We start from the raw sequence: 23,073 nt of genomic DNA, 5'->3' as shown, positions 1-23,073 counted from the left end.
CTCAGGAGGCGACCGCCGACTGCTGGGCGTGCACCGAGAAGCGGTAGCCGCTGCCGCGCACGGTCTGGATCAGGCCGTCGTGGCGGCTGGGTTCGAGCGCGCAGCGCAGACGGCGGATGTGCACATCGACGGTACGCTCCTCGACGAAGACGTGGTCGCCCCACACCTGGTCGAGCAGCTGCGCGCGCGAATGCACACGCTCGGGATGGGTCATGAGGAAATGCAGCAGGCGGAACTCGGTCGGCCCGAGCGCCAGCGCCTTGTCGCTGGCGGTCACGCGGTGGGTGGCGGGATCGAGGCGCAGGCCGCCGAGTTCCACCGCATCCTCGGTGACCTGCGGCGCACGCCGGCGCAGCACCGCCTTGATGCGCGCCACCAGCTCGCGCGGGCTGAACGGCTTGGTGACGTAGTCGTCGGCGCCGATCTCCAGCCCGGTCACCTTGTCCTGCTCCTCGCCGCGCGCGGTGAGCATGATGATCGGGATCTCGCGGGTACGCTCCTCGGCGCGCAGGCGGCGGGCGAACTCGATGCCCGAGGCGCCGGGCAGCATCCAGTCGAGCAGGACCAGATCGGGCAGGGCCTCGCGCACGATGCGCTGGGCGGATTCGGCATCGGAGGCGCGCACGACGTGATGGCCCGCGCGCGCGAGGTTGGCGGCGATCAGTTCCTGAATCGCCGGTTCGTCTTCCACAAGCAAGATGGTCGCTGGCATGCCTGGACTCCCTGTGAGCATTGGCGCGAGTGTATTGCAGGTCCTTGAAGCTTTGATGACACGTCATCGAAGCGCAATACGCACCCGAGGGCGGCCGCCGGGAACGCCGCCACGGCGATTCGGGTATGATTGTGGCCCTTCCCGCGGGACTGATGTCATGGCCGGACTCGACGAAAACACCCCGATCCCCACCGAAATCACCGTACATCGCGCCTCGAGGCGCCTCGAGCTCGCATTCGACGACGGCAGCCGCTTCGAGCTGCCGTTCGAATTCCTGCGCGTGTACTCCCCGTCCGCCGAAGTGCGCGGCCACGGCCCGGGCCAGGAGACCCTGCAGCAGGGCAAGCGCGACGTCGACATCGTCGACATCGCCCCGGTCGGCAACTACGCCATCAAGCCCACCTTCTCCGACGGCCACGACAGCGGCCTGTACTCCTGGGACTACCTGTACGCGCTCGGCCGCGACCAGGAGACGCTGTGGAGCGCCTACCTCGAGGCCCTCGAGCGCGCAGGCGGCACCCGCGACCCCGCCAAGGCGCCGCCGCCCGCCCCCAAGGGTGGCTGCGGCCATCACCACTGAGCACATCATGAGCGACAAGACGACCCACTTCGGCTTCCAGACGGTTGACGAGGAGCAGAAGGAAAAGAAGGTGGCCGAGGTGTTCTCCTCGGTCGCGCAGAAGTACGACGTCATGAACGATCTGATGTCGTTCGGCCTGCACCGGATCTGGAAGCACTTCACGATCCAGATCTCGGGCGTACGCGAGGGCGACCGCGTGCTCGACGTCGCCGGCGGCACCGCCGACCTCTCGCTCGCGTTCGCGAAGAAGGTCGGGCGCAGCGGCCAGGTTTGGCTGACCGACATCAACCACGCCATGCTGTCGCGCGGCCGCGACCGCATGGTCGACCACGGTTTCGCGATGCCGGTGGCGCAGTGCAACGCCGAGAAGCTGCCCTTCCCCGACGACTGGTTCGACTGCGTCACCGTCGCCTTCGGCCTGCGCAACATGACCCACAAGGACGTCGCCCTCGCCGAGATGCGCCGCGTGCTGCGTCCCGGCGGGCGGCTGCTGGTGCTGGAGTTCTCCCGGGTGTGGAAGCCGCTGTCGCCGATCTACGACCTGTATTCCTTCAAGCTGCTGCCGTGGATGGGCGAGAAGGTCGCCAACGACGCCGACAGCTACCGCTATCTCGCCGAGTCGATCCGCATGCACCCCGGCCAGGAAGAATTGAAGGCCATGATGGAACAAGTGGGCCTCGGCCGGGTCGACTACTTCAACCTCAGTGCCGGCGTGGTTGCCCTGCACCGTGGCTACAAGATCTGAACCAGGAGACCCCGACCCAATGAAGAGCTTCATCCTTTCCCTGATCGTCGCCGTGATGTCCTTCGGCTTCGCCGCTTCCGAGGCCGAGGCCAAGCGCCTTGGCGGCGGCAGCAGCTTCGGCATGCAGCGCCAGGCCACGCCGACCACCCAGCCGCGCCAGCCGGCGGCCACGCAGCAGCAGGCGCCGACCGCCGGTGCCGCGACCGCGGCCCAGCCCAAGCGCTCGTGGATGGGCCCGATCGCCGGCCTCGCCGCCGGTCTCGGCCTCGCCGCGCTGTTCTCGTCGCTCGGCCTCGGCGAAGGCTTCGCCAACTTCGTGATGATCCTGCTGCTGGCCGCCGCCGCCTTCTTCGTCTTCCGCCTGATCTTCCGCCGTGGCGCCAATGCCGCAGCGCAGGGCAACCGCGGCCTGCAGTACGCTGGCGCTCCCGCCGGCGGTGCGCAGGCACCGAACCAGGCCTTCCAGGCCAGCCAGCCGCTCGGCGGTGCCTCGGCCGCGCCGGCGAGCGGTGTCGACAAGGCGGTGGCTTCCGGTTTCGACGCCGAAGGCTTCGCCCGCCAGGCCAAGCTGAACTTCATCCGCCTGCAGGCTGCAAACGACGCCGGCAACCTCGACGACCTGCGCGAATTCACCACCCCGGAAGTGTTCGCCGAAATCTGCATGCAGCTCAACGAGCGCCGCGGCGCCGAACAGCGCACCGACGTCGTCGAACTCAATGCCGAGGTGATCGACGTGGCAGAAGAGGACAACCGCTACATCGTCAGCGTGCACTTCACCGGCCTGCTGCGCGAGGAAGCCGATGCCGCGCCGGCTGCCTTCGACGAGATCTGGCACCTGACCAAGCCGCTCACCGGCAATGGCGGCTGGCTGATCGCCGGCATCCAGCAAGCCCGGTAAGTACGGATCGCAGTCTTCCGCAGCACACAGCGGGCCTGTCCGCGACGCCCGATCGGGGCTTCGCCGGCAGGCCCGCTGCGTTCCAGCTTCCCTTCCATCCGCTTCGCCCGGAGTGCAGCCATGATCTCCAGCCTGTTCCTGTCGGCCACCAACCACCTGCTGTCGCAAGCGGGATGGGCACGCCAGCGCCTGCAGCCGCATGCGGGGCGGACCGCGCGGCTCGCACTCGCACCGGTGGTCGAGATCGACTTCTCGGTCGCCGCCGACGGTCAGCTCGCCGAATGGAGCGGCGAGGAGGCGCCGGAGGTCACGCTGCGCCTGGCGGTCGCGGACCTGCCACGGCTGCTCGCGGACGGACTGGAAAGCGCGATGCGCCACGTCCGCATCGAAGGCAATGCCGAGTTCGCCGAGGCCCTCGGCTTCGTGTTCCGCCACCTGCGCTGGGATGCCGAGGAGGATCTGTCGCGGGTGTTCGGCGACATCGCGGCCCATCGCCTGGTGGAGGGCGGGCGCAAGGTCGTGGACGAGGGCCGACGTTCGCTCGCGCGCGCCGGCGGCAATCTGGCCGAGTATCTCACCGAGGAATCGCCGCTACTCGTCACCCGCAAGGCGCTGCCCGGATTCATGGAAGAGGCGGTGGCGCTGCGCGATGCGGTGGCACGCCTCGACAAGCGCGTGGCGCGTCTGGAGAAGGGGCGTTGAGGGGGGTCGATCCGCGGCGCCTGACGGGCCCGAAGGCGAGCGCAACGGGCGCACAAACAAAAAAAGCAGCTCGGCGAGCTGCTTTTTCCTTTGCGACCCCGGGGATCGCTACGCTCAGTGACCGCGCTTGCGCAGGCGCTGGATGGCGGCGAGTTGTGCCACCGCTTCCATGAGCTCGGCCTGGGCCTTGGCGTAGTCCAGACGCGCGGTCTGGTTGGCCATGGCTTCCTCGGCCTTGCGCTTGGCTTCGAGCGCCTTGGCTTCGTCCAGATCCTTGCCACGGATCGCGGTGTCGGCAAGCACCGTCACCAGACCCGGTTGAACCTCCAGCAGGCCACCCGCGACGAAGATCAGTTCCTCCTCGGTCGCGTTCTGGGCACGCACGCGCACGGCACCCGGCCTGATCCGGGTCATCAGCGGCATGTGGCCGGGCAGGATGCCCAGTTCGCCCGCTTCGCCCGGCAATGCGACGAATTCTGCGAGCCCGGAGAAGATCTGCTCTTCCGCGCTGACGATGTCGACATGTACCGTCATAGCCATTGTGTTTCCCCTTGATGTCCCGCGCACCGCCGCAGCGGCGCGCGGGCGACCTCGTTACTGGAGCTTCTTCGCCTTCTCGATGGCCTCGTCGATGTTGCCGACCATGTAGAAAGCCTGTTCCGGCAGGCTGTCCAGTTCGCCGGAAACGATCATCTTGAAGCCCTTGATCGTGTCCTTCAGCGAGACGTACTTGCCCGGCGAGCCGGTGAACACTTCCGCGACGTGGAAGGGCTGCGACAGGAAGCGCTGGATCTTGCGCGCGCGCGCCACCGACAGCTTGTCTTCCGGCGACAGCTCGTCCATACCGAGAATCGCGATGATGTCGCGCAGTTCCTTGTACTTCTGCAGGGTCTGCTGGACCTGACGCGCCACGCCGTAGTGCTCTTCGCCCACGACCAGCGGATCGAGCTGGCGCGAGGTGGAGTCGAGCGGATCGACGGCGGGGTAGATACCCAGCGCGGCGATGTCACGCGACAGCACGACGGTGGAGTCGAGGTGCAGGAAGGTGGTCGCAGGCGACGGGTCGGTCAGGTCGTCCGCGGGCACATACACGGCCTGGATCGAGGTGATCGAGCCGACCTTGGTGGAGGTGATGCGCTCCTGCAGACGGCCCATTTCCTCGGCCAGCGTCGGCTGGTAACCCACCGCGGAAGGCATACGACCCAGCAGCGCGGACACTTCGGTACCGGCCAGGGTGTAGCGGTAGATGTTGTCCACGAAGAACAGGATGTCGCGGCCTTCGTCGCGGAAGCGCTCGGCCATGGTCAGGCCGGTCAGCGCGACGCGCAGACGGTTGCCCGGGGGTTCGTTCATCTGACCGAACACCATCGCGACCTTGTCCAGAACGTTGGAGTCCTTCATCTCGTGGTAGAAGTCGTTGCCCTCACGGGTACGCTCACCCACGCCAGCGAACACCGACAGACCGGAGTGCTGCTTCGCGATGTTGTTGATCAGCTCCATCATGTTCACGGTCTTGCCGACGCCGGCGCCACCGAACAGGCCGACCTTGCCGCCCTTGGCGAACGGGCAGATCAGGTCGATCACCTTGATGCCGGTCTCGAGCAGTTCCACGGAGGGCGACAGCTCGTCGAACTTCGGCGCCTTCTGGTGGATGGCGCGCAGTTCGTCGGTCTCGATCGGGCCGGCTTCGTCGATCGGGCGACCGAGCACGTCCATGATGCGGCCCAGCGTGCCGTGGCCGACCGGCACCGAAATCGGCTTGCCAGTACCGGAAACCTTCATGCCGCGGCGCAGGCCGTCGGAAGAACCCAGCGCGATGGTGCGCACCACGCCGTCGCCAAGCTGCTGCTGGACCTCGAAGGTCAGGCCAGCTTCGGCGAAGGAGTCGGCAGCGTCCTCGAGCTTCAGGGCGTCATACACCTTGGGCATCGAATCGCGCGGGAACTGGATGTCCACCACGGCGCCGATGCACTGAACGATCGTACCTTGACTCATCGTCATATCCTTAAATCAATAATCCGTTACACCGCGGCGGCGCCGCCGACGATTTCCGACAGCTCCTTGGTGATCGCGGCCTGGCGGGTCTTGTTGTAGACCAGCTGCAGTTCGCCAATCACGTTCTTGGCATTGTCGGAAGCGGCCTTCATTGCCACCATGCGCGCGCTCTGTTCGGATGCCATGTTCTCGGCCACGGCCTGGTAGACCAGCGCCTCGACGTAGCGCACCAGCAGCTCGTCGATGACGACCTGCGGATCCGGCTCGTAGAGGTAGTCCCACGAGCTGTCGGGCGTGCCCAGCTTGTCGCCGGTGAGCGGCAGCAGCTGCTCCAGCACCGGCTCCTGCTTCATGGTGTTCACGAAGCGGGTGTAGGCCAGATAGACCGCGTCGAGCTCGTCGTTCTGGAACGCGTCGAGCATGACCTTGACCGGACCGATCAGCTTCTCCAGGTGCGGCGTGTCACCCAGCTGGGTGACGTGCGACGCGACCTTGACGCCCATGCGCTGCATGAAACCCAGACCCTTGTTGCCGATGGCGCAGGCACGGATCTCGGTCACGCCCGAGGACTCCCAGTCCTTCATGGCGTTGACAGCGATACGCTGGACGTTGGTGTTGAGGCCACCGCACAGACCCTTGTCGGTGGTCACCAGGATCAAGCCCACCCGCCTGACCTGGTCCTTGCGGACCAGGAAGGGGTGCTTGTAATCGGTCACATTGGCCTGGGACAGGTTCGCGGCGAGTCGGCGGATCTTCTCGGCAAAGGGACGGGCAGCGCGCATCCGGTCCTGCGCCTTGCGCATCTTGGACGCGGCCACCATCTCCATGGCCTTGGTGATCTTGCGCGTGTTTTGCACGCTCTTGATCTTGGTACGGATTTCCTTACCGCCAGCCATATTCCGTCTCCCTCGCCGGCCTTAGGCCCAGCTCTTCTTGAACTCGGCGATCGCGGCAGCCAGGGTCTTCTCGCCGTCGGCGTCGAGTTCCTTCTTGCTCAGGATCGAGGAGACCAGATCGGCCTGCTTGGTCTTGACGAACTGCAGCAGCGCGGCTTCGAAAGCGAGCACACGACCGACCTCGACGTCGTCGAAGTAGCCGTTGTTCACCGCGTACAGCACGATGGCCATGTCGGCGATCGACATCGGCGAGTACTGCGCCTGCTTCATCAGTTCGGTCACGCGGCGGCCGCGCTCGAGCTGCTTGCGGGTCGCATCGTCCAGGTCGGAGGCGAACTGGGCGAACGCGGCGAGTTCGCGGTACTGCGCGAGGTCGGTACGGATACCGCCGGACAGCTTCTTGACGACCTTGGTCTGCGCGGCACCACCGACGCGGGACACCGAGATACCGGCGTTGATCGCGGGACGGATACCAGCGTTGAAGAGGTCGGTCTCGAGGAAGATCTGGCCGTCGGTAATCGAGATCACGTTGGTCGGAACGAACGCGGACACGTCGCCGGCCTGGGTCTCGATGACCGGCAGGGCGGTCAGCGAACCGGTCTTGCCCTTGACTTCGCCGTTGGTGAACTTCTCGACGTAGTCTTCGTTGACGCGCGCGGCGCGCTCGAGCAGACGGGAGTGCAGGTAGAACACGTCGCCCGGGTAGGCTTCACGGCCCGGCGGACGGCGCAGCAGCAGGGAGACCTGACGATAGGCCCAGGCCTGCTTGGTCAGGTCGTCATAGACGATCAGGGCGTCCATGCCGCGATCGCGGAAGTATTCGCCCATCGTGCACCCGGCGTAGGCGGCCAGGTACTGCATGGCGGCCGATTCCGACGCGGTGGCGGCGACGACGATGGTGTATTCCATCGCGCCGTTCTCTTCCAGCTTGCGCACGACGTTGGCGACGGTCGAGGCCTTCTGGCCGATGGCCACGTACACGCAGTACATGTCCTGGCCCTTCTGGTTGATGATCGCGTCGACAGCGACCGCGGTCTTGCCGGTCTGGCGGTCGCCGATGATCAGCTCGCGCTGGCCACGGCCGATCGGCACCATGGAGTCGACCGACTTCAGACCGGTCTGCACCGGCTGCGAGACGGACTTGCGGGCGATGACGCCCGGCGCGACCTTCTCGATCTTGTCGGTGAGCTTGGCGTTGATCGGGCCCTTGCCGTCGATCGGCTGACCCAGGGCGTTCACGACGCGACCGACCAGCTCGGGGCCGACGGGCACTTCGAGAATGCGGCCGGTGGCCTTGACGGTATCGCCTTCGGTGATGTGCTCGTATTCACCGAGCACGACCGCGCCGACGGAATCGCGCTCGAGGTTCAGCGCCATGCCGTAGGTGTTGCCGGGGAACTCCAGCATTTCGCCCTGCATGACGTCGGTCAGGCCGTGGATGCGGGTGATGCCGTCGGTGACGGAGACCACCGTGCCCTCGTTACGCGACGTGGCGGCGAGCTGCAGGTTCTGGATCCGGCTCTTAATCAGACCACTGATTTCAGAGGGGTTGAGTTGCATAGACATTTATGCTCCTAGTTCTTTAGCGCAGCGGCCATGTTCGCGAGCTTGCCGCGGACCGAGGCGTCGATGACTTCGTCGCCCACGGCGATGCGGACCCCACCGATGAGTTCGGGGTCGATGCTGACCGTAACGTTGATGGCGGCCTTGAAGCGGGCTTCGAGGTCGGCCTTCAGTGCGGCCAGGGCTGCATCGTCGAGCGGGAAGGCGGAGGCGATTTCGGCCTCCAGGACGCCTTCGTGTTCGTTCTTGAGTGCAACGAACAGGTCACGGATCTCCGGAAGCACCAGCAGGCGTTCGTTGTCCACGAGCACGCGGACGAAGTTCTGCTGCTCGGCGGTCAGATCACCCGAAACTTCCTTGATCAGCGTGAAGCACTGGTCGGCGGAAAGCTTGGGATCCTTGAAGCACGCCTTCATGTTCGGATCGGCCGCCACGGTGGCGAGCCGATCCAGCGCTTCCGACCAAGGCCCCAGCGCACCAGCCCCGCGAGCCAGCTCGAAGGCGGCATCGGCATAGGGGCGCGCGATGGTGACGTTCTCGGCCATGACTTAGTGCAGTTCCTGTTTCAGGTTGGCAAGCAGCTCGGCATGCACCTGGGCGTTGATCTCGCGGCGCAGGATCTTTTCGGCGCCGGCAACGGCCAGATGGGCGACCTGGTCGCGCAGGGCTTCCTTGGCGCGCTGGGAAGCGGCACCGGCTTCAGCTTCGGCGGCCTCGCGCGCGGCGGCGATGATGCGGGTGGCTTCGGCGCGGGCCTCGTCGATCAGCTGGCTCGCCTGCTTTTCAGCGGAGGTACGCACATCGCCCGCGGATTCGCGGGCCTTGCGCAGTTCCTCGACGACCTTCTTCTCGGCGAGTGCCAGATCAGCCTTGGCCTTGTCCGCAGCTGCCAGCCCGTCTGCGATTTTCTTCGCACGCTCGTCCAGTGCCTTCACGATGGGCGGCCACACGAATTTCATCGTGAACCACGCCAGAATGAAGAACACAACGAGCTGGGCTATCAGGGTTGCGTTCAAATTCACGGTTCTTGGCCCTCAGGTTGGTTCAAGGATGGATGAACTCGAACCGATCAGAGCTGGAACGGGTTGGCGAAGGCGAACATCATGGCGATACCGACACCGATCAGGAACGCGGCGTCGATCAGGCCGGCCAGCAGGAACATCTTGGTCTGCAGGGCGTTCATCAGCTCGGGCTGGCGAGCCGAGGCTTCGAGGTACTTGGAACCCATGATGCCGATACCGATACAAGCGCCGATCGCACCCAGACCGATGATCAGACCAGCAGCCAGAGCAACAAAACCCAGAACGTTTTCCATGACGACTCCTTAGTGGGGAAGGTGAGTTTAAAAACCAGGTACTACGCTGAAGATGAAACTTGAACTTAGTGGCTTTCGTGCGCCTGACCGACATACACCAGGGTCAGCATCATGAAGATGAAGGCCTGGAGGGTGATGATCAGGATGTGGAAGATCGCCCAGATCGAACCCGCGATCACGTGGCCGAGGAAGCCGAACACGGTTGCGGTGCTGCCGAGCAGCGCGATCAGGATGAAGATCAGCTCGCCGGCGTACATGTTGCCGAACAGTCGCATGCCGTGCGAGACGGTCTTGGCGACGAACTCGATGATCTGCATCGCGAAGTTGATCGGGTAGAGCAGCGGGTGGCTGCCGAAGGGCGCGGTGAAGAGCTCGTGTACCCAGCCGCCCACGCCCTTGATCTTGACGTTGTAGTAGAGGCAGAGGAGCAGCACGCCGACGGACATGCCGAGGGTCGCGGACAGGTCGGCGGTCGGAACCACGCGCATGTAGGCATGGGCCGGATCACCGCCGCCGGCGGCATACACGCCTTCCCAGATGCGCGGCAGCAGATCGACCGGCAGCAGGTCCATCGCGTTCATCAGGAAGATCCAGACGAACACGGTGAGCGCGAGCGGGGCGACGAACTTGCGCGATTCGGCACTATGGACGATGCCCTTGGCCTGGTCGGCGACCATGTCCACGAGGATCTCGACGATGCCCTGGAAACGGCCGGGCACGCCGGAAGTGGCCTTGCGCGCGGCAAGCCAGAGCAGGAAGACGGTGAGCGCACCAATCACGACCGAATAGAACATCGAGTCGAGGTTGATCACGCTCCAGTCCACGATGTTCTCTTGCGCGTGGCCGGTGTTGTTGAGGTGCGTCAGGTGGTGAATGACGTACTCGGATGCGGTGGGGGCGTGCCCTTCTGTAGCCATGGTCAGGTCTTTACCAAAAATGCAAACAAATTCGCCTTAAGTGCAAGGATCAGACCGATCAGCATGCCCCCCCAGTGGAGGTCAGGATATACGGCCCACACCAGCACCAACAATCCCACAATCGAGGCGATCTTGATGAACTCGCCTGCGACGAAAGCGGTCACACTTGCCGTCCCCGCCCGCCGCGTCATCGCCGACAGGCGAATCGCGAACAGCCAGCTGGGCAGCACGCATGCCAAGCCCGCCCCTGCGGCGGAGATCGCACCGGGAACACCGAACAGTGCGCCGGAAAGCAGCACCGCGATGAGTGTCGCGATCACCTGCAGTATGACAGCTTTAAGCATGGGTTTTATCGCACATGCGTGTCGAGACGCTGGCGACCGCCTAAAATCCCGCGGATAGTAGGGGTTAACCGCAGCAAAGTCAAACCTTGGTTGCATTGCAGCACGACTCTTCGACGTGGTCCCATATCTTATAAAAGACAATACATCCATCGGCGCTGGAAACCGGCCCGCGCACGCCCTTCCGGACCCCGCCCGCCCCCGACCACGACCCCATCGTCCGCATGATAGAGACCCACAAGGCGCGCCGGCGCGAAATCTTCGGCTGGTGCATGTTCGACTTCGCCAACCAGGCGTACACGCTGCTGATCATCACGGTGATCTTCGGCGACCTGTACACCCGGATCATCGTGGGCGATGCGCCCGACTACCGCCTCGGCAACCTGCTGTGGAGCCTCGCCCTATGCGTGAGCTATGCGCTGGTGGTGGTCAGCGCGCCCCTGCTGGGCGCCGTCATGGACCATGCGCGGGCGAAGAAGCGCATGCTGTTCGCGAGCTACCTGCTCACCGTGGGCAGCACCGCGCTGCTGTATTACGTGCAGCCGGGCTATGTCTGGCTCGGCTTCGCGCTGATCGTGGTGTCGAACACCGCCTACGCGGCGGGCGAATCCTTCGTCGCCAGCTTCCTGCCCTTCCTCGGCGAACGTCACGAACTCGGCCACATCTCCGGCCTGGGCTGGGCGCTGGGTTATGCCGGCGGACTGGTCTCGGCAGGATTCGTGCTCGTCTTCCTGGGCGAGGCGAGCGCGGAGAACTTCGAGCGCATGCGCTGGGTCGGCCCCTTCGCCGCGGCCTTCTTCCTGCTGGCGGCAATCCCCACCTTCGTCTGGCTGCGCGAACCGGTCGTCGGCGAACGCCGGCGCCTGCGCATGGCGGTGGTGGGGACCGCCTACCGGCGCCTGCTGCACACGGTGCGCACGGTGGGCGACTTCCCGGACCTCGCCTGGCTGTTCCTCTCGATCCTGTTCGCGATGGCGGGCGTCTATGTGATCGTCGCCTTCTCCTTCATCTACGGCGCGCAGGTCATCGGCTGGAGCGAAGCGACGCGCAACCTGATGTTCATCGTCGTGCAGATCACCGCCCTGCTCGGCGCCCTGGTGTTCGGCGCGCTGCACGGCCGGCTCGGCGGGCGCAGCACCTACGCGCTGACCCTGGTGCTGTGGATCGCGGCCATCCTCGCCATCCATTTCGTCGCGCCGATGACGGCGGCGCTCAATGGCTGGCTGGGCCTGGCGCTGCGCCCCGAGCAGGTGTTCCTGTTCGCCGGCCTGCTGTCCGGGCTGAGCCTGGGCTCGAGCCAGTCGGTCGGGCGCGCGCTGGTGGGCATGTTCGCGCCGGAGAGCCGGGCCGCCGAGCTGTTCGGCTTCTGGGGCCTGTTCAGCAAGCTGGCGGCGATCTTCGGCATCTTCGGCGTCGGTCTGCTGCAGTGGCTGCTCGGCCTTCAGGGCGCGGTGCTGTTCTGCATCCTGCTGTTCGTGCTGGCACTGCTGCCGCTGGCCGGCATCGACGAGGCCCGCGGGGTGGCGAGGGCGCGGCTCGCCGACGAGGATGCGCGCGCCGACGGGACCTAACGCAGGCGGCCGAGCACGCCGTCGAGCTGGTCCAGACTGCCGAAGCGGATCGTGACCTCGCCGGCCCCCTTCTTGTTGGCCTTGATCTTCACCGTGGCGCCGATCGCGTCGGCGATCTCCTCTTCCAGCCGCAGCAGGTCGCGATCGGGCTGGGGGACGGGCTTCTTCAGGCGCGGATTGAGGATCTGCTGCACCAGACGCTCGGTGTCGCGCACCGACAGCTGCCTCGCCGCCACCTGGTTGGCGAGCTGGATCTGGCTGGCGCCATCGAGCGGCAGCAGCGCGCGCGCGTGTCCCATGTCGATGTCGCCCGCCATCAGCAGCTCCTGGACCGGCTTGGCGAGGTTGAGCAGGCGCAGCAGGTTCGAGGCCGCCGGCCGCGAGCGCCCGACCGCGTCGGCCGCCTGCTGGTGCGTCATCTCGAACTCGTCGATCAGGCGCTGGATGCCGGCCGCCTCTTCGAGCGGGTTGAGGTCCTCGCGCTGGATGTTCTCGATCAGCGACATCGCCAGCGCGGCATCGTCGGGGATCTCGCGCACCAGGCAGGGCACCTCGGTCAGGCCGGCGATCTGCGCCGCGCGCCAGCGCCGTTCGCCGGCGATGATCTCCCAGGCGTCCTCCGCCACCGGGCGCACCAGGATCGGCTGCATCACACCCTGGGCCTTGATCGACGCCGCCAGCTCCTCGAGCGAACCCGGATCCATGCGCGTACGCGGCTGGTACCTGCCCGGCTGCAGCGCGATCGTGGCCAGCGACTGCAGCGCGCCCTTCTCGGCCTCTTCTTCGTGGTTGGCCGCCAGCAGCGCATCGAGGCCGCGGCCGAGGCCCTTGAGTCTGGGTTTGTTCATGTCGATCCCGAATGTCAGAAGGTCTTCGCGCGCTCGATCATCTCGTGCGCGAACGCCATGTAGGCCTGGGCGCCCTTGGCGGCCTTGTCGAACACCACGCCGGGGATGCCGTGGCTGGGCGCCTCGGCCAGGCGCACGTTGCGCGGCACGATGGCGCGGAACACCTTGTCGCCGAAATGGCCCTCGAGCTGCGCCGAGACCTGCTGCTGCAGGGTGACGCGCGGATCGAACATCACCCGCAGCAGGCCGATGATCTTGAGCTCGCGGTTGAGGTTGGCATGCACCTTCTTGATCGTGTTGACCAGGTCCGACAGCCCCTCGAGCGCGTAGTACTCGCACTGCATCGGGATGATCACGCCGTTGGCACAGCACAGGCCGTTCAGGGTCAGCATCGACAGCGAGGGCGGGCAGTCGATGAGGACGAAATCGTAGTCGGCAGCGAAGGCCTTCAGCGCGTTGCGCAGGCGCTTCTCGCGCTGGTCGAGGTTGACCAGCTCGACCTCGGCGCCGGCCAGATCGCGGTTGGCGGGCAGCACGTCGTAACCGCCGGAGGGCGAGGCGACGCGCACGCCGGCCAGGTCCACGAGGCCGACGAGCAGGTGATACACCGAGTGCTGCAGCCCGCGCTTGTCAATGCCGCTGCCCATGGTGGCGTTGCCCTGCGGGTCGAGGTCGATCAGCAGCACACGTTGTCCGGCCTGGTGCAGCGCGGCGGCGAGGTTGACGCAGGTGGTGGTCTTGCCCACCCCGCCCTTCTGGTTGGCGACGCAGAAAATCTTGGCCATGTTCGGTTCAGGCTATTCCGTTTGCAGGGGCTGCGCACGCGGCGCGGAACCCGGAGTGTACTTCAATGCGGCGGCGCAACATGCGGGGCATGTTCAGCCTCCTGTCGCACCGCAGGCGCTTCGTCTGCGTGGGAGCGGGCCTGCACTAGGATCCCGCGCGGCGGATGACGAGCAGATGACGCTCGGCATCCAGCCCCGGGACGCTCAGCGCATGGGTTTCGGTGATGGTCCAGCCAGATGGCAGCGCCGCAATCTCGTCCAAGGGATTCACGCCCTTCATCGCATACAGCGCACCGCCCTCGGCAACGAGGTGGCCGGACAGGTTCACGAAATCCGCCAGGCTGGAGAAGGCGCGCGAGATCACGCCCTCGGCCGCGCCGCCGGGCAGGCTCCCGGCCTGCACCTGCTCGACGCGCTTGTTGAGCACCGAGAAGTTGCCCAGCCCGAGCTCGATCTTCGCCTGCTGCTGGAAGCTCGCCTTCTTGCCCACGGTCTCGATCGAGCTCACGAGCAGCCCGGGGCGGACGATCGCCAGCGCCACACCGGGCAGGCCACCACCGGAGCCGATGTCGGCGAGCCGGTTCACGCTTTCCAGGTGCGGCAGCACCGCCAGCGAGTCGAGCAGGTGGTGGGTGATCAGCTCCTGCGGGCTGCGGATCGCGCTCAGGTTATAGACCTTGTTCCACTTCAGCAGCAGTTCGCCGAAGGCGAGCAGGCGGTCGACGGTCTCCTGCGCCAGGGCGAGGCCGAGCGTGGCGATGCCGTCGGCAAGTTGGTTGGCGTAAGGCTGCAGGCGTCCGCTCATGCTGCCGGCCTCCGCGCCGCATCGACGCCGTCGCCGGCCGGCTCGCTGGCCCGCCCGGCGCGCGCCGCCAGCTCGCGGCGCTTGAGCCACACCAGCAGCAGCGAGATCGCCGCCGGGGTCACGCCCTGGATGCGGCCGGCCTGGCCGATGGTCTCGGGCATGTGCTGGTTGAGCTTCTGCTGCACTTCCTTGGACAGGCCGCGCACCTGCGCATAGTCGAGGTCGGCCGGCAGGCGGGTGGCCTCGGCCTGGGCCTGCTTCGCCACCTCTTCCTGCTGGCGGTCGATGTAGCCCTGGTACTTGGCGGCGATCTCGATCTGCTCGATGACCTGGACATCGGTCTCGCGCTCGTCCGGCGCGCCGGGCAGGCTCATCAGCGATTCGTAGCTGGTCTCCGGCCGGCGCAGCAGTTCGAAGTAGCGTTGCTCGCGCTCGAGCGCCTTGCCGAGCACGCGCTGCTGGTCCTCGCCGGGAATCGCCTCCGGCCGCGCCCACGCCGCCTTGAGCTGCGCCGTGCCACGCTCGATCGCCTCGCGCTTGGCGCAGAAGGCGGCCCAGCGTTCGTCATCGACCAGGCCGAGTTCGCGGCCCTTCTCGGTCAGGCGCAGGTCGGCGTTGTCCTCGCGCAGCGACAGGCGGTACTCGGCGCGCGAGGTGAACATGCGGTAGGGCTCGGACACGCCGCGGGTGATCAGGTCGTCCACCAGCACGCCGAGGTAGGCCTCGTCGCGGCGCGGGCACCAGGGCTCGCGCCCCTGCACCTGCAGCGCGGCGTTGGCGCCGGCGAGCAGGCCCTGCGCGGCGGCCTCCTCGTAGCCGGTGGTGCCGTTGATCTGGCCGGCGAAGAACAGCCCGCCGATCGACTTGGTCTCCAGGCTGGACTTGAGGTTGCGCGGGTCGAAGTAGTCGTACTCGATCGCGTAGCCCGGGCGCAGGATGTGCGCGTTCTCCAGGCCGCGGATGCTCTGCACGATCTGCAGCTGCACGTCGAAGGGCAGCGAGGTCGAGATCCCGTTCGGGTAGATCTCGTGCGTCTCCAGGCCCTCGGGCTCGAGAAAGATGTTGTGGCTGTCCTTGTCGGCGAAGCGGTGGATCTTGTCCTCGATCGACGGACAGTAGCGCGGCCCCACACCCTCGATCACGCCGGAATACATCGGCGAGCGGTCGAGGTTGGCGCGGATCACGTCGTGGGTGCGTTCGTTGGTGTGCGTCATCCAGCACGGCAGCTGGCGCGGATGCTGCCCGCCATGGCCGAGGAAGCTGAACACCGGCACCGGGTCGTCGCCCGGCTGCACCGTCATCACCGAGAAGTCGATCGTGCGCGCGTCGAGCCGCGGCGGCGTGCCGGTCTTGAGCCGGCCCTGCGGCAAGGCCAGCTCCTTCAACCGCGCGCCGAGCGAGATCGCCGGCGGATCTCCCGCGCGCCCGGCGGAGTAGTTCTGCATCCCCACATGCACCAGGCCATTGAGGAAGGTGCCCGCGGTCAGCACCACCGCCGGCGCCTCGAAGCGCAGGCCGATCTGGGTGACGACACCGGTGACGCGGTCGCCCACCACGGTAAGGTCATCCACCGCCTGCTGGAAAAGCCACAGGTTCGGCTGGTTCTCCAGGCGGCGGCGGATCGCCGCCTTGTACAGCACGCGGTCGGCCTGGGCGCGGGTGGCGCGCACCGCCGGCCCCTTGGAGGCGTTGAGGATGCGGAACTGGATGCCGCCCTCGTCGGTGGCGGCCGCCATCGCGCCGCCGAGCGCATCGACCTCCTTGACCAGGTGGCCCTTGCCGATGCCGCCGATCGAGGGATTGCAGCTCATCGCCCCGAGCGTCTCGATGTTGTGGGTGAGCAGCAGCGTGGCCGCGCCCATGCGCGCCGCGGCGAGCGCGGCCTCGGTCCCGGCGTGACCGCCGCCGACCACGATGACATCGAAACGGGTGGGGTAGAGCATGGCGCGCTCCGTGCTGCAATGCGTGAACAAGGGGCAGGATTCTACGCCTTCAGCGTCCGAACGGCCAGGTTCCGCGCTGATGTTTCACGGAATTTTTCAATTCAAACATCGGCTTATTGATCGACCTTGCGATCGCCTCTGCCTCCGCCGCCACGCCTCCCGAAACGCCACCACGGCAGCACGCGGCTCATCGACAGCACCTCGCCACTCTGCATCGGCGCATAGCCGGGGAGCTGCGCCAGGCGTTGCTGCCATTCGGCGGTACGCAGCACGGCGAGCAGGGCGCGGGTGGCGGGCTGCTCCAGCGTCGACTTGAGGCAGGCGAGGAAGTAGGCCTCCTCCGCCAGGGGCACGAAATCCAGCCCGCGGCTGCGCGCGCTGGCCTCGATACCGAAGCCGGCATCGGCCTGGCCGCTGGCCACCGCCTGCGCGACCGCGGCGTGCGACGGCTCGTCGGCGGCGTAGCCGTGGATGGCCGATCCGCTCAGTCCCAGCTCGCCGAGCAGCTCATCCAGCACCACCCGGGTGCCGGTGCCGCGCGCACGATTGACGAAGCGCACACCCGGCCGCGCGAGGTCGCTCAGGCCGCGCAGGCCGAGCGGGTTGCCGCGGGCGACGATCAGGCCCTGGCTGCGGCGGGCGAAACCGATCAGCTTGTGCAGGCCGGGGCGCAGCAGCGGCTTGTAGCTGCGTTGCGAGAGTGAGCCCGGCGCCGCCGGCAGGCGCACATGGAAGCCGGCCATCGTGCACCGGCCCTCGTTGAGCGCGCGGATCGCATCCACGCTGCCGGTGAAGCGAACGTCGAGGTGCAGCCCGCCGCCGCGCGCCTCGTCGCCGAGCGCGGCCAGCGCGTCATCGTGACTGGCGTGGAAGGACAGCACATGCACCGAATCGTCGAAGGCGATCGCGAACGCACGCTCGAGGTCCGCGCGCAGCGCCTCGATCTGCGGCAGCAGGCGCGCCTGCACCTGGCGCTCGGCGAGCAGCAGCTTGGCGCCGAACTCGGACAGGCGCGCGGCCTGGCCCTTCTCCCACAGGATCAGCGGCTGGCCCAGTGCGGCCTCCCAGCGCTTGAGCTCGCCCCAGACGTGGCGGTAGGAGAGATCGACCGCGCGCGCCGCCGCCGAGATCGAACCGCAGTCATCGACCGCCTGCAGCAGGTCGAGCAGCGGATTGCGGACCAGCGCCGGCGCAGCGGCGGTACCCAGCGTGTAGTGGAGGCTGATCCTATGCATTTCTGTTCATATTGATCGGGTCGGACGGGGCCAATAGATTGCGCCAATCCGACCGCGGACGGCAATCGCACGTCCCGCGGCGCTTCCCGCCCGCAGATTCCCGAGGAGACTCCCCCGATGCTTTCCCTTGCCCGCAAGCAGCTCGCCCGTTTCGCCGCCGCCGCCTTCGCCTTGCTGCCGCTGGCCGTCCACGCGCAGGCGTCCTCGATCGTCGTCGCCTCGACCACCTCCACCGAGCAGTCCGGCCTGTTCGGCCACATCCTGCCGCAGTTCAAGCAGGCCAGCGGCATCGAGGTGAAGGTGGTCGCGCTCGGCACCGGCCAGGCACTCGACATCGGCCGCCGCGGCGACGCCGACGTGGTCTTCGTCCATGACGAAGCGGCGGAGAAGAAGTTCGTCGACGAAGGCCACGGCATCGAGCACCGCAAGGTCATGTACAACGACTTCGTGCTGATCGGCCCGAAGGCCGATCCCGCCGGCACCAAGGGTCAGGACATCACCGCGGCGCTGCAGAAGCTTGCCGCCGCAAACGCCAACTTCGTCTCCCGCGGCGACAAGAGCGGCACCCACGCCGCCGAGCTGCGCTACTGGAAGGCCGCCGGCGTCGACGACAAGGGCACCGGCTACAAGGAATGCGGCTGCGGCATGGGCCCGGCGCTGAACATGGCGGCCTCGAGCGGCGCCTACGTGCTCGCCGACCGCGGCACCTGGCTCAGCTTCAAGAACCGCGCCGACCTCGCGGTGCTGGTCGAAGGCGACAACCGGCTGTTCAACCAGTACGGCGTGATGGTGGTGAATCCCGAGCGCCACCCGCACGTGAAGACGGCCGAGGCGCGCAAGTTCGTCGAATGGGTGGTGTCGCCCGCAGGGCAGGACGCGATCGCCGCGTACAAGATCGAGGGCGAACAGCTCTTCTTCCCGAACGCCGGAAACTAAGGCGGCCGAGAGGGTCGAAGCCCCCAAAGCGCAAGGCCGCGGGGCCGGGGTGGCGCTCGCCAACTTCATGAGCGCCGAGGCGGAGGGCGTCGCGGGGGAAACAAGGCGACGCATGTTTGAGGCGCGCAGCGCCGAGTTTGCGTCGCCGCCACCGCGCCATCCTCCGCCGAGGGCAGCCCCGAGCGCACGCGAGGGGCCGCGAGTGCAGGCGGCGAGCGCCACCCCGGCCCCGCGGCCGAATCGAAGCCGCGCCCGGCCCCGCGGCCGAATCGAAGCCGAAGCCGCGCCCGGCCTTTCAGGTCGCGATACCACCCGTGTCGAACAGCTCCGCATGGATGCGCGCCGACTCCACCCCCAGCTCGTGCAGCGTCGCGATCTGCGCCTCAAGGAAGCCGAGCGGACCGCACAGGTAGTAATCGGCCCCTTCCGCCAGCACCTCGCCCGCAAGCGCGCGCAGGTCGACCCGACCGGACTGCACCGGCGCGGCGACCGGACCCTCGTCGTGGAACAGATGCAGCTTCACCTGCGGATTGCGCTCCGCCACCTTCGCCAGATGCGCGCCGAAGGCGAACACCGCGGCATTGCGGCAGGCATGCACGAACTGCACCGGGCGCGACGGCGCGCTCGCCACCAGGCGGTCGAGCATCGCCATCATCGGCGTGATGCCGACCCCGCCGCTGATCAGCACCACCGGCCCGTCGTGGGTCTCGTCGAGGAAGAACTCGCCGAAGGGCGGCGCCAGCTCGAGCATGTCGCCGACCTGGTAGAAGTCGTGCAGGCGGTTCGACACCCGGCCGGCCGGCGACGTCGCGCCCGCGGGCTCGCGCTTGACCGAGATGCGGAAGTGCATGGCTCCCGGCGCGATCGACAGCGTGTACTGGCGCAGCTGCATCACGCCCAGTTCGGGCACGAACACGCGTGCGGTGGTGTATTGGCCGGCACGATAGCCCGGCAGCGGGCCGCCGTCGCAGGGCACGAGGTGGAAGGAGGTGATCTCCTCGCTCTCGCGCACCTTGTCGATGATGCGGAAGCTGCGCCAGCCGCTCCAGCCGCCATCCGCGTTGCAGGCCTGGTCGTAGAGCTTGGACTCGGCCTCGATGAAGACGTCGGCGAGCGCGCCGTAGGCCACGCCCCAGGCGGCGATCAGCTCGTCGCTGGCGGCGTCGCCCAGCACCTCGCGGATCGAGGCCAGCAGGTGCTTGCCGACGATCGGGTAGTGCTCGGCACGGATGCCCACGCTGGCGTGCTTGTTGGCGATCAGCGTGATCACCGGCGCCAGCACCGAGGGGTCGTCGATGTTCTCGGCGTAGGCCAGCACCGCCATCGCCAGCGCCACCGGCTGCTTGCCGGTCTCGTTGTGCGACTGGTTGAAGATGTTCTTCAGTTCCGGGTTGTGGCGGAACAGGCGCTGGTAGAAATAGGTGGTCAGCGCCACGCCGTGCTCCTTGAGCACCGGGATGGTGGCCTTGACCAGTTCGCGAACGCGGGCGTCCATATCGTCTCCTTGGGGTCCGCGCACGGCGGACTTCATGTCGGTTTGGCTCGAGCGCAGCGCGAGCGCCACGCAGGCCACGGATCATGGACGCCGACGGCCGCAGGCGCTATCCACTCACAGCGTGACATATATCCAGTTTGTGCACGCGCCGCCCTCAGGCGCCGGGCAGCGGCAGCGCGGTCTTGTCGATCACCCGCCGCAGCACGAAGCTCGAATGCACCCCGGTCACGCCGGGGATGCGGGTGATGCGCTCGAGCAGCAGCTCCTGATAGGCGTCCATGTCGGCGACCACCACCTTGAGCTGGTAGTCGGCGTCCTGGCCGGTGATCAGCAGGCACTCCAGCACTTCGGGAATCGCGCCGACCGCGGCCTCGAAATGGCCGAAGCGCTCGGGCGTGTGGCGGTCCATCGAGATGTGGATCAGCGCCATCAGCGACAGGCCGAGCTTGCGCGCGTCGAGCAGCGCACGGTAGCCGCGCACGAGGCCGGACTCCTCCAGCGCGCGCAACCGGCGCAGGCAGGACGAGGGCGACAGCGCGATGCGGTCGGCGAGATCCTGGTTGCTGATGCGGCCGTCCTGCTGCAGCAGCTCCAGGATCTGGCGGTCGTAGCGGTCGAGTTGCATGATCGGGCCCCGTTCGTTTCAAGATCGGCAGATCATTTCACTTATTAGTACATTAGTGAACTTTTCTGCACCAAAACACCCTATCGCAGCACAACAACGCAATCGTCTGCCACGGCCTCCGGCGTAAACTTTCGTCCATCGAATCACGCCATGCCCACGAGGACCGCGCCATGATGTTGCAGACCCCCGCCGCCAAGTACCGCCCCTTCGCCCCGATCGCGCTCGCCGACCGCCAATGGCCGAACAAGGTCATCGAGCGCGCGCCGATCTGGATGAGCACCGACCTGCGCGACGGCAACCAGGCGCTGTTCGAGCCGATGAACGTCGAGCGCAAGATGCGCATGTTCCGCACCGTGTGCGACATCGGCTTCAAGGAGATCGAGATCGGCTTCCCGTCCGCCTCGCAGACCGACTTCGACTTCGTGCGCACCCTCATCGAGGGCGGCCACATCCCGGCGGACGTCACCATCCAGGTGCTCACCCAGGCGCGCGAGGACCTCATCCGCCGCACCATGGAGTCGGTACGCGGCGCGCCACGGGCGATCATCCACGTCTATAACGCCACCTCGCCCACCTTCCGCGAAGTGGTGTTCGGCATGGAGAAACCGCAGGTCGTGGCACTCGCGGTGTCGGCGGTGCGTTTGATCAAGCAGATCGGCGCGGAAATGAAGAAGGAATGCGGCACCGAGATCCGCCTCGAGTACAGCCCCGAGACCTTCTCCGCCACCGAGCTCGACTTCGCCCGCGAAGTCTGCGACGCCGTCACCGCCGAGTGGGGCGCGACGCCGGACGACAAGGTCATTCTCAACCTCCCGGCCACGGTCGAAGTGTCGACGCCCAACGTCTATGCCGACCAGGTGGAGTGGATGCACCGCAATCTCGCCCGTCGCGACAGCGTCGTGCTCTCGCTCCACCCCCACAACGACCGCGGCAGCGGCGTGGCCGCCGCCGAGCTCGGCATGATGGCCGGCGCCGACCGCGTCGAGGGCTGCCTGTTCGGCAACGGCGAGCGCACCGGCAACGTCGACATCGTCACCCTCGCCTTGAACATGTACACCCAGGGCGTGTCTCCCGGGCTCGACTTCTCCGACATCAACGCGGTCGCGCGCACCGTCGAGTACTGCAACCAGTTGCCCATCCACCCACGCCACCCCTATGTGGGGGATCTCGTATTCACGGCCTTCTCCGGCTCCCACCAGGACGCCATCAAGAAGGGATTCGCGGCTCAAAAGGCCGATCAACCGTGGAACGTGCCCTACCTCCCGATCGACCCCGCCGACGTCGGCCGCAGCTACGACTCCGTGATCCGGGTCAATAGCCAGTCCGGCAAGGGCGGCATCGCCTACCTGCTCGAGACCGAGTACGGCATCGTCATGCCACGCCGCCTGCAGGTGGAGTTCTCGCGCGAGGTGCAGCAGGTCACCGACGCCACCGGCGGCGAGATGTCGGCGGCGGCGATCTGGGACCTCTTCCGCGCCACCTACCTCGACAGCGTCGAGCCGGTGCGCTACGTCGAGCACCACCTGTTCGAACACGGGGCGGCGCAGGGCATCCGCCTGATCGTCGAGATCGGCGGCACCCGCCACCTGCTCGTCGGCGAGGGCAACGGCCCGATCGACGCCGCGATCCACGCCTTGCGCGGCGCCGGCATCGACGTGCAGGTGCGCAGCTACGAGGAGCGCTCGATCGCGCCCAGCGAGGACGGCGGCAACGCCCAGGCCTGCGCCTTCCTCGAGCTCACCGAGGCGGGCGGACAGGGCGGCGATCGCTACGGCGTGGGGGTCGACAGCAACATCGTCACCGCCTCGATCCGCGCCATCCTCAGCGGCGTCAATCGCCTGCAGCCGGCGCTCGATGCGGCGCCGGCGGTGCGCGCGGCCTGAGGGCGGGCGTCACCGAGGTGGGGGCGCGGCGCGCCTGATCCGGTCGGGGAGCCTGGGTGGCGGGCGGGAAGTCATGAGCGCCGAGGGGCGGGGCGCCGAAGGGGAAACAAGGCGACGCATGTCCGAGGAGCGCAGCGACGAGTTTGCGTCGCCGCCCCTTCGGCGTCCTGCCCCGAGGGCAGCCGAAGGCCGCGAATGTCGCCCCGCCCGCCACCCAGGCTCCCCGACCTCGCGCACACGACCGCTCGACCGTTCGATCGCCCCGGAAGGGCTGTCAAACGGG

24 protein-coding genes are annotated in these 23,073 nt (G+C 67.2%); 7 read left to right on the top strand and 17 right to left on the bottom strand.

Features of this window, described 5'->3' with window-relative positions; translation table 11 throughout:
- Position 1 precedes the first annotated feature (1 nt).
- Complete coding sequence (phoB, locus tag CKCBHOJB_RS00640) at positions 2–712, bottom strand: phosphate regulon transcriptional regulator PhoB (protein ID WP_281050152.1); 711 nt, start codon at positions 710–712, stop codon at positions 2–4.
- Positions 713–869: 157 nt separating this feature from the next.
- Between phoB and CKCBHOJB_RS00635 the strand changes: the two genes are divergently transcribed.
- The 4 genes from CKCBHOJB_RS00635 to CKCBHOJB_RS00620 all read left to right on the top strand — a co-directional run bounded on the left by CKCBHOJB_RS00635 (position 870) and on the right by CKCBHOJB_RS00620 (position 3,637).
- On the top strand, positions 870–1,292 hold the full coding sequence (locus tag CKCBHOJB_RS00635; RefSeq protein WP_281050151.1) for a DUF971 domain-containing protein: 423 nt from the start codon (positions 870–872) through the stop codon (positions 1,290–1,292).
- A 7-nt stretch (positions 1,293–1,299) separates the two neighbouring features.
- Positions 1,300–2,037 carry a bifunctional demethylmenaquinone methyltransferase/2-methoxy-6-polyprenyl-1,4-benzoquinol methylase UbiE gene (ubiE, locus tag CKCBHOJB_RS00630; RefSeq protein ID WP_281050150.1) on the top strand — a complete coding sequence of 246 codons (738 nt, stop codon included), beginning with the start codon at positions 1,300–1,302 and terminating at the stop codon, positions 2,035–2,037.
- A gap of 19 nt (positions 2,038–2,056) precedes the next feature.
- Positions 2,057–2,935, top strand: coding sequence for a TIM44-like domain-containing protein (locus CKCBHOJB_RS00625; protein WP_281050149.1), 879 nt, complete (start codon positions 2,057–2,059; stop codon positions 2,933–2,935).
- A gap of 120 nt (positions 2,936–3,055) precedes the next feature.
- Positions 3,056–3,637 (top strand): SCP2 sterol-binding domain-containing protein, encoded by a 582-nt coding sequence (locus CKCBHOJB_RS00620; protein WP_281050148.1) that lies wholly within the window; start codon positions 3,056–3,058, stop codon positions 3,635–3,637.
- Between the two features lie 114 nt (positions 3,638–3,751).
- On the opposite strand, the gene CKCBHOJB_RS00615 is transcribed toward CKCBHOJB_RS00620, so the two are convergent.
- From CKCBHOJB_RS00615 to CKCBHOJB_RS00575, 9 genes are all read right to left on the bottom strand, one after another.
- Complete coding sequence (locus CKCBHOJB_RS00615) at positions 3,752–4,177, bottom strand: F0F1 ATP synthase subunit epsilon (RefSeq protein WP_281050147.1); 426 nt, start codon at positions 4,175–4,177, stop codon at positions 3,752–3,754.
- 54 nt (positions 4,178–4,231) lie between these two features.
- On the bottom strand, positions 4,232–5,632 hold the full coding sequence (atpD, locus tag CKCBHOJB_RS00610; protein WP_004340954.1) for a F0F1 ATP synthase subunit beta: 1,401 nt from the start codon (positions 5,630–5,632) through the stop codon (positions 4,232–4,234).
- A gap of 26 nt (positions 5,633–5,658) precedes the next feature.
- The gene (gene atpG, locus CKCBHOJB_RS00605; protein WP_281050146.1) at positions 5,659–6,528 is read right to left on the bottom strand and encodes a F0F1 ATP synthase subunit gamma; all 870 of its coding nucleotides are present in this window, start codon (positions 6,526–6,528) and stop codon (positions 5,659–5,661) included.
- 21 nt (positions 6,529–6,549) lie between these two features.
- Positions 6,550–8,088 (bottom strand): F0F1 ATP synthase subunit alpha, encoded by a 1,539-nt coding sequence (gene atpA / locus CKCBHOJB_RS00600; protein WP_281051731.1) that lies wholly within the window; start codon positions 8,086–8,088, stop codon positions 6,550–6,552.
- A gap of 14 nt (positions 8,089–8,102) precedes the next feature.
- Positions 8,103–8,636 (bottom strand): F0F1 ATP synthase subunit delta, encoded by a 534-nt coding sequence (locus tag CKCBHOJB_RS00595; protein WP_281050145.1) that lies wholly within the window; start codon positions 8,634–8,636, stop codon positions 8,103–8,105.
- Positions 8,637–8,639: 3 nt separating this feature from the next.
- On the bottom strand, positions 8,640–9,113 hold the full coding sequence (locus CKCBHOJB_RS00590) for a F0F1 ATP synthase subunit B (protein ID WP_281050144.1): 474 nt from the start codon (positions 9,111–9,113) through the stop codon (positions 8,640–8,642).
- A gap of 47 nt (positions 9,114–9,160) precedes the next feature.
- Complete coding sequence (gene atpE, locus CKCBHOJB_RS00585) at positions 9,161–9,406, bottom strand: F0F1 ATP synthase subunit C (protein WP_002925444.1); 246 nt, start codon at positions 9,404–9,406, stop codon at positions 9,161–9,163.
- Positions 9,407–9,471: 65 nt separating this feature from the next.
- Positions 9,472–10,323: a F0F1 ATP synthase subunit A gene (atpB, locus tag CKCBHOJB_RS00580; protein ID WP_281050143.1), complete on the bottom strand. Its 852-nt coding sequence runs from the start codon at positions 10,321–10,323 to the stop codon at positions 9,472–9,474.
- A gap of 2 nt (positions 10,324–10,325) precedes the next feature.
- The gene (locus CKCBHOJB_RS00575; protein WP_281050142.1) at positions 10,326–10,667 is read right to left on the bottom strand and encodes an ATP synthase subunit I; all 342 of its coding nucleotides are present in this window, start codon (positions 10,665–10,667) and stop codon (positions 10,326–10,328) included.
- A 221-nt stretch (positions 10,668–10,888) separates the two neighbouring features.
- Between CKCBHOJB_RS00575 and CKCBHOJB_RS00570 the strand changes: the two genes are divergently transcribed.
- Positions 10,889–12,235, top strand: a complete 1,347-nt coding sequence (locus CKCBHOJB_RS00570) for an MFS transporter (RefSeq protein WP_281050141.1) — start codon at positions 10,889–10,891, stop codon at positions 12,233–12,235.
- Here CKCBHOJB_RS00570 and CKCBHOJB_RS00565 read toward each other — a convergent pair.
- The 5 genes from CKCBHOJB_RS00565 to CKCBHOJB_RS00545 form a co-directional block, all read right to left on the bottom strand.
- Positions 12,232–13,083: a ParB/RepB/Spo0J family partition protein gene (locus CKCBHOJB_RS00565; RefSeq protein WP_281050140.1), complete on the bottom strand. Its 852-nt coding sequence runs from the start codon at positions 13,081–13,083 to the stop codon at positions 12,232–12,234. The genes CKCBHOJB_RS00570 and CKCBHOJB_RS00565 overlap by 4 nt on opposite strands.
- A 14-nt stretch (positions 13,084–13,097) precedes the next feature.
- Positions 13,098–13,868, bottom strand: a complete 771-nt coding sequence (locus CKCBHOJB_RS00560; protein ID WP_281050139.1) for an AAA family ATPase — start codon at positions 13,866–13,868, stop codon at positions 13,098–13,100.
- A gap of 145 nt (positions 13,869–14,013) precedes the next feature.
- Complete coding sequence (gene rsmG / locus CKCBHOJB_RS00555) at positions 14,014–14,673, bottom strand: 16S rRNA (guanine(527)-N(7))-methyltransferase RsmG (RefSeq protein ID WP_281050138.1); 660 nt, start codon at positions 14,671–14,673, stop codon at positions 14,014–14,016.
- Positions 14,670–16,616, bottom strand: a complete 1,947-nt coding sequence (mnmG, locus tag CKCBHOJB_RS00550; RefSeq protein ID WP_281050137.1) for a tRNA uridine-5-carboxymethylaminomethyl(34) synthesis enzyme MnmG — start codon at positions 16,614–16,616, stop codon at positions 14,670–14,672. The genes rsmG and mnmG overlap by 4 nt, the downstream gene beginning before the upstream one ends.
- A gap of 113 nt (positions 16,617–16,729) precedes the next feature.
- Entirely contained in the window at positions 16,730–17,851 is a 1,122-nt protein-coding gene (locus tag CKCBHOJB_RS00545; RefSeq protein WP_281050136.1) for a substrate-binding domain-containing protein, read from the bottom strand.
- Between the two features lie 117 nt (positions 17,852–17,968).
- On the opposite strand from CKCBHOJB_RS00545, the gene CKCBHOJB_RS00540 reads away from it, so the two are divergent.
- Positions 17,969–18,787, top strand: a complete 819-nt coding sequence (locus tag CKCBHOJB_RS00540; RefSeq protein ID WP_281050135.1) for an extracellular solute-binding protein — start codon at positions 17,969–17,971, stop codon at positions 18,785–18,787.
- A gap of 295 nt (positions 18,788–19,082) precedes the next feature.
- Here CKCBHOJB_RS00540 and hmpA read toward each other — a convergent pair whose 3' ends face one another.
- Both hmpA and CKCBHOJB_RS00530 read right to left on the bottom strand, forming a co-directional pair.
- Positions 19,083–20,282: an NO-inducible flavohemoprotein gene (gene hmpA / locus CKCBHOJB_RS00535; RefSeq protein WP_281050134.1), complete on the bottom strand. Its 1,200-nt coding sequence runs from the start codon at positions 20,280–20,282 to the stop codon at positions 19,083–19,085.
- A 154-nt stretch (positions 20,283–20,436) separates the two neighbouring features.
- On the bottom strand, positions 20,437–20,907 hold the full coding sequence (locus tag CKCBHOJB_RS00530) for an Lrp/AsnC family transcriptional regulator (protein ID WP_281050133.1): 471 nt from the start codon (positions 20,905–20,907) through the stop codon (positions 20,437–20,439).
- Between the two features lie 170 nt (positions 20,908–21,077).
- Here CKCBHOJB_RS00530 and leuA point away from each other — a divergent pair, with 170 nt between their 5' ends.
- Positions 21,078–22,790 carry a 2-isopropylmalate synthase gene (leuA, locus tag CKCBHOJB_RS00525; RefSeq protein ID WP_281050132.1) on the top strand — a complete coding sequence of 571 codons (1,713 nt, stop codon included), beginning with the start codon at positions 21,078–21,080 and terminating at the stop codon, positions 22,788–22,790.
- The last annotated feature ends 283 nt before the right edge of the window (positions 22,791–23,073 follow it).

Source organism: Thauera sp. GDN1, from assembly GCF_029223545.1.
Taxonomy (GTDB): domain Bacteria; phylum Pseudomonadota; class Gammaproteobacteria; order Burkholderiales; family Rhodocyclaceae; genus Thauera.
This window is presented reverse-complemented; position numbering and strand designations above follow the sequence as displayed.